The 12,372-nt window shown below is 41.4% G+C and carries 1 protein-coding gene; it reads left to right on the top strand.

Annotation, left to right across the window (positions count from 1 at the left end; all coding sequences use genetic code 11):
• Positions 1–12 precede the first annotated feature (12 nt).
• Positions 13–12,372: FG-GAP-like repeat-containing protein (locus tag AAOP42_RS17390; RefSeq protein ID WP_349529835.1), on the top strand; the 12,360-nt coding region annotated here is incomplete at its 3' end.

Raw genomic sequence — 12,372 nt, forward strand, 5'->3', positions numbered from 1 at the left:
CAACCGATTGATATGAAAAGCTATAGGAAGACCTTATTATTACTCCCGTTTGTATTCAATACATTTTTTCTCTTTGGACAAGAAACCTGTGATGATGGAGTCGATAATGATAATGATGGATTTATTGATTGCTATGATGGAGACTGTACAAATAATGCAGATTGTTCCAAATTCTATTTCGGTAATTCTGTAATTTGTCAAAACCCACCTACAGACAATCCTACTTTTGCCTTGAGGCAACAATGGGGATCTGACAATGGAACCGCTAACAACTCCTCTCTGCCAGCAGTTGGAGATGTTGACGGTGATGGTATTCCTGAAGTTGTCGTTTCCAACAGAGCAACCAATAGATTGTCCATTCTAAACGGTATAGATGGTCAAACGGAAAAAACGATAATAACTGATCCCTATTCGAGTAATTACATAAGTCATGACGTAACCATTGCAGATATTAATGGTGATGAATGTGCCGAAATCTTCATGGCTGGTGCATATACCGAAGGTACAATTATGGCTTTTGATTGTAACTTAAGTACTACCCCACTTTGGGAGACAAGAACCCCAGATGATCATACAGGAGCGATCTCGGTAGCCGACTTTGACCAAGATGGCACTCCGGAACTCATGGTAGGGAATGGTATTTATAATGCTTCCACAGGGGCAGTTATCATATCCCCCAGTTCTCCAATGGCAACTAAGGTTTTTTATGGCACAACGGCCATTGATATTTTAGAAGACAGTGAATGCGATGATTGTGAGGGTTTAGAAATGGTAGCAGGGGGCATTATCTATTCTATAGATATAGCTTCAAAGAAAAGGACAGTCGTAAAAGAAGTAAACGACCTTTTATTTGGGAATAATGATTGGAACATTGACGATTATTCCGGAAATTATAATATGAACTTTTCTGCTGTAGCAGATTATAATTTAGATGGACACATTGACGTGCTATTTAATGGAAAAGACGACAATGGCAGGATAGTAATATTCTTCTGGGATGTTGAAAATAGTACAGTTCTTACTTTCAAAGACCTAAATGACCAATATCATTGGTTAGGAACAGGTAGAATAAATATTTCTGATTTGGATAACGATGGCCAACTCAATGCGGCTTTTGTTTCAGATCAGACTCTTTATGCCTTAGATGAAAATTTTGATCAATTATGGGAAAAGGGAATAACAGAAGGTTCTTCTGGTATCACTGGATGCTCCGTTTTTGACTTTAACGATGACGGCTCAGCTGAGGTATTGTACAGAAGTGAAACTACTTTTCATATCATTGATGGTACCAATGGCTTTACAAGAACAAGTAAGGCTTGTATTTCTTTAACATGGGATGAGTATCCTATTGTAGCTGACGTAGATGGAGATGGCCAAAGTGAAATTTGTCTGGCTTGTGCTACCAGCAATGGGAGTAATAAAAACAGTAGTTCTGACGGGCAAATCAGAGTATATGAATCTGATGGTGAAGACTGGCAACCATCCCGTGAAGTATGGAATCAGCATGCCTACTTTAACGTAAACGTAAATGATGACCTGACAATTCCACGGGTACAACAAAATCCTTCCATTGTATATTCACTCAATCAGTGTGACGGTAGTCCTGGAGCCAATCGCCCGTTGAATACATTCCTAAACCAATCCCCTATATTAGGCGATGACGGTTGCCCCTCTTATGTTTCTCCTGATATAAAACTCGGTGATAATATAGTAGCAGATCAACCTCAATGCCCTGATACCAATTTCAATGTATCATTTGATATAGAAAATTCCGGTGACGTGGCAATATCGAGTCTGATACCAGTAACATTCTATGCCGGAGATCCTGCAATTTCTACATCAACCAAACTAAACACTTCAGTTGCAACACTTGAAAATCTGGATATAGGAGAAACAACTACCATTACTCTTGAGGTACAAGGACCAGGCGGATCAGGCTTTGAACTCTTTGTTTCCATCAATGACAATGGATCTAAAGATCCTCCGGTAGCTAGTCCTATTGGTACACTTTCTGAATGTGATGATACCAACAACATTGGATCTACAGATGTCACAAGCATACCATTTGAAATATTTGTAACAAAAGTGAAGAACAATGAACTCTGTGATCCTGAACTTCCAAACAATGGCATAGCAAGTGCTTACTATATTGGATCTACAGAAGCTACTACTTCAGTAATATGGAGTGAAAATTTTGAGGGTTCTTCACATGGAGATACTCAGGGTCAGATAGATCCGAATACCAGCCAGCCAAAGTGGACAAGGCAATATACTGATGATGGAGATGCCCAAGTTAGAAGTAGTAGTGGTAACAAGAGGTTTTGGGTAAGCAATGCTGATGAAGAAGTAACATGGACATCAGGTTCCATCAACATTAATTCCATAAGTCAGGTAGATATTTCTTGGGAGATAAGCGAAAGTGGAAGCATGGAAGATGAAGATTATATACGGCTTTACTACGAAGTAGATGGAGGTGGGCTTCAGGCCATAACCGACAATGGACAAAAATCTAATGATTTTGGATCAGCCACTGCTACAGCCTCTTTTACCAATACAGGGGGAACTTCATTGGTTTTAATTGCTAAAATATTAAATAGCAGAAGTGATGAAAATCATTATATGGATAACATATCTGTAACTGGTGTTACACCGGCTTCAAGCGGACAAACAACCAGTGGCGCTACTTTCAGGTGGTATAATGGAACTGATTTCGCTTCAGGGCCAGTATTTGAAGGAGCTACTTTCAATACAATGCCCAATGGTACTTATTCTGTTGTTGCAGAACTAAATTCCAATGCCTGCCCTTCTGACCCTGTTCAGGTTACTATTGGTTTAGTACAGGAAGATCCTGTTATTAAAATTAACAGAATTCATGACTTGACAGATTGTGCCAACCCTGATGGAGAGTTACAAGCCGTTGTTGTAAAAGACGGAATAGATGTAATAGCAGGATATGAATTTACATGGTTTATAGGAAACGACTTTATTGATACTTTAAGTGTATCTTCTACTGCTTCCAATCTCGAAGCAAGAACGTATTCTGTAGTAGTCAAAAATAATATATCCGGATGTCAGGCCAACCTGTCAGAAGATGTAAACTCCAGTTTAATACTTCCGGGCATTCAGGAAGAGTCCATTACTGATGTCACAGCGTGTAACAACCTAAACGGTGGGTCGATTACCGTAAGTTCAGGTGGCCAGACTGCCGGATTTACATTTAATTGGTACAATGGTACTTCAGTAAAAGCCGTTCCTGATTATACAGGTGTAGGAGGTGCAGGTTCAATTTACAATGGAATTACTTTTGGATCATACACTGTGGAAGCTGTTGACAATTCTACAGGTTGTAATTCAGCACCACTCACTTTGGAAGTACAGAATTTAACAGGTGCTCCTGAAGCAGAATTTGTGAAAGTTAATGACAACTCTTGCGCTAGTACAGGTGGAAATGGATCAATTACAGCTACTTCGGGTGGACAAACTACAGGATTTACTTTCGAATTTTACGAAGGTGTAAGTACTTCACCTTCTGACAAAATAAACACAAACCTTTCAGGTGGCAACAATAGTATTGCCGGATCTTTAGCTGATGGAGATTATACTGTGGTCATTACTAACAATTCTAATGCTTGTAGTGTTACCAATCTTGTTACTCTGGATGACACCAGTGTAAACCCTGATATTCTGGATACAGATATAGACGTAACAGACAGAACTGCTTGTAACGGTGGTGGGGCAGATCCGGACAATGGAGCCATTGATGCCGTCGGTACTGCTTTTGGTGGTTCCGGAAACTATGAATATGTCCTATGGAACGGAGCAGCTTCAGGTTCACCTTTAGTGACAAACAACACTGGTCTTTTCGAACAACTAGGTTCTGGAAATTATTCTTTGAAGGTAACTGACCTGGAAACCGGATGTATTTCTGATGTTTCAGACCTTAGAATAAATCTGGTCAGGGATGAGCCTATTATAGGATTAGGCTCTTCAACACCCAACACCAATTGTGCCAGTGCCGGTGGAAATGGTACTTTAACAGTTACAGCACAGTCTGGCGTTTCTGAGCCACTATCCGGATATGAATTTAAAATATATGAAGGCAATAATACGCAGGCATCAAACCTGTTACACTCCTCTATACCTATAACAGGAGACGACAATGGTGCCTCCTATACTTTTACAGGCCTTCTTGGAGGAAATTATAGAGTTTATATAAGAAATATTGGAAATAATTGCGATCAGACTGAAGACTTTACCATTACTAATAACTCTTCTATCCCTGTATTAGATCCTTTGGTCAGTACTGCACAAAGAAGTTGTAGCACTCCAAATGGAGGTTTGTTTGCATTGGTTGATGATTCCGGAGACGGGTTTTCAGACTATGATTTTAAATGGTATGCAGGAGATTTAGCTAGTGGGCCTGTGATCAGCACTTCAAATGATCTAACAGGAGTAGCTGCCGGAAAATACACTGTAACCGCTACCAGCAAAACAACTGGCTGTACATCTGCTGCATCTACAGGAACAGTCAATGAACAACTGGAACTACCTGCTGTTGTAGCAGAGGTAGTAAATTCTCAATCAAATTGCAGCAATGCCAATGGAAGCCTTAAAGCCTATACGACCGATGACACATTTCCGGGTGTAGAATTTACCGATAACTTCACTTTTGAATGGTATTTAGGAAATTCAGCAGTAGGTACTCCAATATCGGCCGGAGTAGATCCGGGAAATGGTTCTAATCCAACATTTCCACTGGGGGCAGGAGAAGAACATACCATTGGAGGCCTTGTAACTGATACCTATACAGTTGAAGTAACAAGCGATGTTTCCGGATGTGTTACTACAAAAACTATTGTACTCACTGAGTCAATTATACTTCCCGTAGTTACAGGTGCTACCGTTCAAGATAATACGGGTTGCACAGGTAACTTTACAGGTTCTGTAACTGCAGCTGTTTCATACAACGGGTCTCCAGTTACACTACCCGATGCAGATTACACTTTCAACTGGTACACCGGAACAGGAACAGGAACACCGCATACTTTAGGGGCAGCAAGCAATGTATTATCAAACCTTCAGGATGGAGATTATACCGTAACCGTAGTAAACAATGCAGTAGGCTGTGAATCAGACCCTAAAACTTATACAGTTAATCTCAGTCCCGGTTCGTTCGATATCATCGTGACAACCGAATCTCCAAATACAAACTGTGCTGGTGACGCCAATGGACATTTGAGTGCCGCTATTGAAATATCCGGCGTAGCACAAAATACTACCGATTACACCTTCGAATGGTTTGATGGAGCAAATACTACAACAAGCCTTTCTGTCCCGGCTACTGAGTCAGGAACAAATAACAGTGAAGCTATCAATTTAGATGCTGCCACATATACAGTCCGGGCTACAAATATCGCAACAGGGTGTTCCTTTACCGCTACAGGTTCGATTTCAGATGTTAATGCTACATCAGTCATTACCGGTTCCAGTAAAACAGGTTCTGCTGATTGTAATGCTGGCACTGGCTCTATCACTATTTCTGAAATTACAGAAACTGCCAATGGGGTAGCCACTGTAACTTCAGGTGCTGCCACCATTGATGCAAACTTTACCTTGGAATTGTTTAATGAGAGTATGGTTTCTCAGGGAAACATTAACACCCCTAGTACCAGCACGCTTTCTCCGGGTATTTATTATGTAGTGGCAACCAATACTGCAGGATCCGGCTGTGACTCTGATCCTTTTCAAATTACAATTAATGATGCATCTGTCACACCGGTAATCGCTATTGTAGAAGACTCCCCGGATGCAGCATGCTCCGGTGGAACAGCATCCGGCGGACTCAGTGCCACTGTAGATGAAACTGCTCAGGGAGGTGCTACTGGTGTAACAGCCAATTATACTTTCCAGTGGTATGAAGGATCTGATTTAAACGACACTTCAACTCCTGTTCCAAATGGAAACGGAGGTAATACCGCTACCATCAGCAATGTTGCAGGTGGTGATTACTTCGTAGTAGTTACCGATGGGGCAAGTCCAAACAACGGCTGTGAAGCCAGATTAAGTTTCACTCTGAGTGAAGATAATCCGGTTTATTCATTCTTAGATACCGATGTTACTTTAAGTCATATCAGTGAATGTACAGGATCTGCTACAGGATCATTTTCTGTTGCAGATGTTCAGATTGATGGAGTCTCTAATGGTGGCCTTACTGGATTTAGCTTTGAATTAACCAATGGAATGGGAGTTTCACAAGCTACTAATGCCACTGGTATATTCAATGGACTTGCAGTAGGTACATACTATGTAACTACTACCAATACCACTACCAATTGTGAATCTGTTCCTTATGAATTTGAAATTTTAGACGGTTCTATTCAACCTCAATTGTCTATTGCAGTAACGGCTAACAACACTTCTTGTGCAGGATCTAACGGGCAACTTACTGTCACTGTGGACAACCCTGATGGAGGTAACTACTCCTACACATGGCACTCAGGTGCTGATGTAAATGTAAATGCTCCTATTGGACAAACCACCGCTACAGCTACAGGACTGGCGGCCGGTAGCTACTGGGTACTCGTTGAAGATGATGATGAAGTAACCCCAGGGGCTTGTCAAGCTAAAATATCTGCTACTATTATTGATGACCCTGCCGAAATATCTGTTGACGACTTTACTCCGGTAGCTTCCACTCAATGCAGCCCCGGAAATGGTACCGTCACCGTAGATCAAATTACTATCAACGGGGTGGTTACTACTGATCCGGCTGTGATGGCAGATTATACTTTCCAACTTTGGAACAGTACCAATACTGCCAAACTAAAAGATTTTGACATCACTCCTGCTGGTCCTGCCACTTTCCCACAGGCCACTGACCTGCTTGGAGGTACTTACTACATCAGAGTTGTAGAAAATGCTGCCACAGCTTGTTCTTCTCCTGGTAAACAAATTACTATTGGTGAAAACTTTACACTACCTGCACTATCTATTACAGAAACCCCTAATGCAGCTTGTACTGATGGTACGCCTGATGGACAACTTGCTGTCAATGTAACCAACCATGACGGAAACACTTACTCATACCAGTGGTATTTGGGTGTCGGTACTGGAACACCACTGGCGAACGGAGTAAACCCAACAGGTCCTAACGAATCTAACCCGGCAGGTGTAACCACTGCTAATGTTTCCGGACTCTTTGAAGATACTTATACCGTAGTGGTCACTGTAACAAACTCCGGTGGGTCTCTTAGTGAAGGTTGTACCGCTTCCACTCAGTTTACACTTACCTCTGATCCTACGACCATTACCCTAGACCCCTCTTTCACGCTAACCAATATCAGTGAATGTACAGGAGCGGCTACAGGATCACTTGACATCAATGGAGTCCTCGAAGACGGTGCTCCTGTGGGTGGTGCAACTTACACCTATACATTCTATGACAATGGTGGTACAGAACTTACTACAGGAAACCCTGCTAGTGTAATTGTTGCCGCAGAAGACATCTCTGGACTTGCAGCTGGTTCTTATTATGTAGTAGTAGAAAACACTACTACCGCTTGTACATCTGCTAACATCGGGTTCGATATCCTTGACGGTTCTGTTCAACCACAACTTTCTATTGCAGTAACGGCTAACAACACTTCTTGTGCAGGATCTAACGGGCAACTTACTGTAACTGTGGACAACCCTGATGGAGGTAACTACTCCTACACATGGTACAATGGTGCGGATGTAAACGTTACTGCTTCGCCTACTGGGGATGCTACCGCCGGAACTGCAAGTACTACCAATGCTACTGCCGCTAACCTTGCCGCTGGTAGCTACTGGGTACTCGTTGAAGATGACGACAGCCCTGGTACGTGTCTGGCTAAAATATCGGCTACTATTATTGATGACCCTGCAAACATTACAGTTGATGCCGTAACAACCCAAGACGTGACTAAATGTTCCGCAGCGAATGGTAAAATTACTGTGGATGAGATCATAGTTGATGGGGTCACCATCAATACTCAGATAGGACTTTTTGATTATACCTTTGACCTTTATGATAACACAAATACCTTGATAGGTACATTTGCCAACCAAGGAGTGGGAATTTTCCCTTCCACATCTGCTACATTAAGTGCCGGAACATATTATGTACTTGCTACAGAAAAAGCAACTACAAACTGTCCTTCAGCTGCCTTTCAGGTAGATATAGATAATATTTCTGTTGCTCCGGTACTAGTTACTTCAGAACTTCAAGCAAATACAATCTGCTCAGGAACACCTGACGGTTCTGCTGATGTGAGCATCACAGGAGGTAGCGGTACTTATTCCTATCAATGGTATGAAGGAAATGATCTAAACGATACTGGAAACCCTGTAGCTGGTGCCAATGGAGGAACTATTGCCACCATCACCAACATGGATGCAGGATTCTACTGGGTATTGGTAACTGATACCGACGCAACTACTCCAGACAATGAAGGCTGTTCTTCCAGGGAATTGGTTGAAATTACTGAAGACTTTGAAACATTGGTAATTGATACTTTTGGTAAAGTAAATAATACAAATTGTTCGCCCACGGCTTATAACGGTTCTGCAACTGTAACTCAATTTACTTCCAGCGATGCAGGTGCTATTACAACTCCATTTACGGGCTATGAATTTGTTTGGTACAATAGCGATGGTTCAGTGGTCGCTCCGCTAAACATTACAAACACCAGAAGTGATTTAGCACCAGGAAGCTACAAAGTGACGGTTAAGCATTCAACATCCAAATGTGAATCTGTAGCCATTCCATTTACAATAGTAGATGATGCTACTGCCCCTGACCTAACACTCGATTTTACAAAAATCAACTCAACAAGTTGCAATGTAGCAAGCTTTGCCAATGGCTCAATCTCTGTTGATCCAGATAACACTGATGCACCAGCAAGTGGAGCATATTCTTACCAATGGTACACGGGATCAGTTGCCACAGGTACACCACTTGGAGGAGCCACAACAACAGGTTTTGAAAAAACAGGTCTGGCTCCTGGTGTTTATTCAGTGAAAGTTACAAATACCACTACCGGATGTAGTGCTTCTAGACAAGCTACTATTAGCCAAGACGAAACGGTTAATCCTACCATAGATTCTTATGCTACTGGCAAAGTGACAAGTTGTATGACACCAGATGGCACAATCACTGTAACTGGATTATTAGGTGGGGCAGCTATTAATCCATCTGACTACACTTGGTATTGGTTTGAAGACGCAACTACTACCACTCCTTTATCTTTTGGTGTGATTAATGATAATGTAGTTACTGGTTTAGATGAAAGGACTTATTCAGTATATTTTGTAAATGATTTTACAGGATGTACTTCAAATGTAGAAAAAATAAAAGTAGAACGTGACCCGTTAATTGACATTACAATCAATCTGAATGAAACACAACCTGGTACTTGTAACGGTGCTAATGGAGAATTAAGAATTGAAGCAACTGATCCTTCAGGTACACATCAATTTACATTCGAAGTGTATAAAGGTCAAAGTGATTTATCAGGGACTCCTATATTAATTGCTTCAAGTACCGATAATGCAGGTGATGACCCTGGAATAATTGATAATAACAATCCCGTTTACAATCAGGGAAATGGTCTCGATGATGGTGATCCAAATGACTATATAGTAAGTCAGATGATAAATGACACCTATACTATAGTTGCTACCGATCTAACTACAGGTTGTACAGAACGACTTGTACATGTACTGTTCTGGGCTGATGTTCAAAGAGTTGATGTTGACCCGTTAGTAAAAGTACATTCTGAAAATTGTAAACCCTACGCCGACGGAACGGGTGGAGCTACAGGTTTGGCAGAAATTACTATGAGAATTCCTGCTTTAAACTTAACTGCACAAGATGAGTATCAATTGTTCCTATACACAAGTCCTTCAATTGATCCGGAACCAGATATGCTAATTGGTTCAGGAGAATGGAGGGCTGATGGTACCGATATGAGACCATCAAGCATTCAAAGTGTAGCCGGTAGTTTAGGAGGAGCAGCACGTATTGACTTGACTACCGACACGTACATAAACCATGCAGTTATTGGTGGCACAGGAGATGGTGCATTTTTAGCTACTGAAATAGTTACTGGAGGTACTAGTACCGCACAAGGTACCATTACTGCTGTGAATGGCGGTCAACTAACAATTACCATAAATAATGGTCTCGCATTTACCGCAGGAGAAACAATAACAACTCCTGACGGAGACAATGCCGTAATTAATACTTTTTTAGCTGATAAACTAAATGATTACACTTTCTCTGGCTTAACTGCTGGAGTTTACGCCGTTGTAGCTGCACAAGAAGCCACAAACTTCTGCTACTCCCCTCCTATCACTTTTGAAATCTTGGATGAAACTGATGATATAGAATTTGCTTCTATCGGTGTAGATGCTGGTGATGGAGATGGTACAGATGATGCAGTTGAGATCGTTAGTAATATGGATTGCTCAGGTGACCCCAACACAGGTAACGGTTCTATTACCATCTATGAGATTACTCGTGGTGCTCAAACCGATGTTGGGGCAGCCATAACTTCAAATTACAATTTCATCTGGCATGAAGGACCTACAATTGGTTCAAATGTTTTCGGTGCAGGTTCAAAAACTGGCTTCACAGATGATGGGTATAGATTACTTAACATACCCGGTGGTCAATATTTGGTAGAAATAGAAAAAATAAATGACAACAATGGTGATGAAGAGGAATGTAGTACCACTATGGTATTTACAGTACCTACCTTACCTCCTACCTATACGATCGTTTCGCATACGGCACAAAATGTAGATGATTGTAATACCAAGAATGACGGGTCTATTACAATTGGAGATGTTAACGTTACTGGTGCACCAGAAGCCTTTACAGGATTGACTGTTACTTATGATTTCTTATTGTACAAAGGAGCGGCTCTTATCAATGGAGGTGCACCAGACAATCCTGTTGTTACCGGACTGGATGAAGGTACTTATACTTTATACATTCAAAACACAGCTTCTCAGTGTTTGTCTGATCCTTATTACGTAGAGATTATTGATGACCATACTGATCCTGATTTATCTTCTAATGTGACCATTACTCCTAATACAAGATGTAATGGTACCACGGATGCCAGAAATGGAGCCATTCTGGTTGAAAATGTGGGACCAACGTCTCCAGATCTTACCATACAATGGTTGGTTGGAGATGTGAATTCTGTTGAAGCAGTTGACCCTTCAAACATTACAAGCAGTAACGATGACACCCAGATCTCTGGTGTTGGTGGTGGAACATACACTTTAGTTGTAACTGATACTTCTGATCCTGATAATGGATGTTCTACTTATGCTACTTATGTAATACCAGACAATTCAATCGGTGTAACCACTTTTGCAGCTACGAAAACAGACGCTCAGGATTGTACAACACCTTCAAATGGAAGAATTTTGATTACTTCAGTTACGCAAACTAGTGGAACTATTTCCACTCCTGCAACAATAACTTCTACTTTTGATTTTATAGTTTATAATGAAGATTTCAGTTCCAGTTTTGTAGACACTGATCGAGATATTTCAGGTCTAAATGCTGGTACATATTTTGTAGTGGCTGAAAACACAGTATCTCAGTGTCAGTCTGATCCTATTAAGTTTGTCATTGATGATGTTTCTGTGAATCCAGCATTGACTTTCACCATTGATAGTCAAAATACTACCTGCTCTACTGATTCCGGTGAAGTGACTGTAAATTATACTTCTGATGGAGGAACTTATACTCACGAATGGTTTGTAGGTTCAGATGTAAGTGACGAAGGCACACCGTTTGTTGATGGTGTTACACCTAGTGCACAAACTGCCGGATCAACAACAGCCAATGTTTCTGGTCTTCCTGCCGGTACTTACTGGGTAAAAGTAAAAGATACTTCCAATCCATCTGAAGATTGTGCCAGCAGAGCAGTCGTAACAATAAAAGATGTGCTTGACGACATCTCAGTAGCTATCGCTGATATAACTATCACTCCTGCTTCTGATTGTTCGGGTGCTAACGCTACCGGTATCATTGAAGTCACTGACGTTCGGGTTGGTGGAACCCCTCAGGGTACTGCTGGTTATACTTTCGAGTTCTTCGCTGAAGGAAACATCAATGCCGCTGTAAGCACTAATAACCCGTACGCTTCGGTTACTCCGGGTGATTACTTCGTAGTAGCTACTGATGCTACCACAGGATGTAACTCCGCTCCGGTGCAGGTAACCATGACTTCTGTACCTACCAAACCTGACCTGGACATCACTGTGGTGAACACTACTTCGTGTGCTGCCAATAACGGTTCAATTACAGTTGCCATCAACGATCCTAATTCT

Origin of the sequence: Reichenbachiella sp. MALMAid0571, assembly GCF_040151475.1 — a bacterium.
Lineage (GTDB): Bacteria > Bacteroidota > Bacteroidia > Cytophagales > Cyclobacteriaceae > CAXBNB01.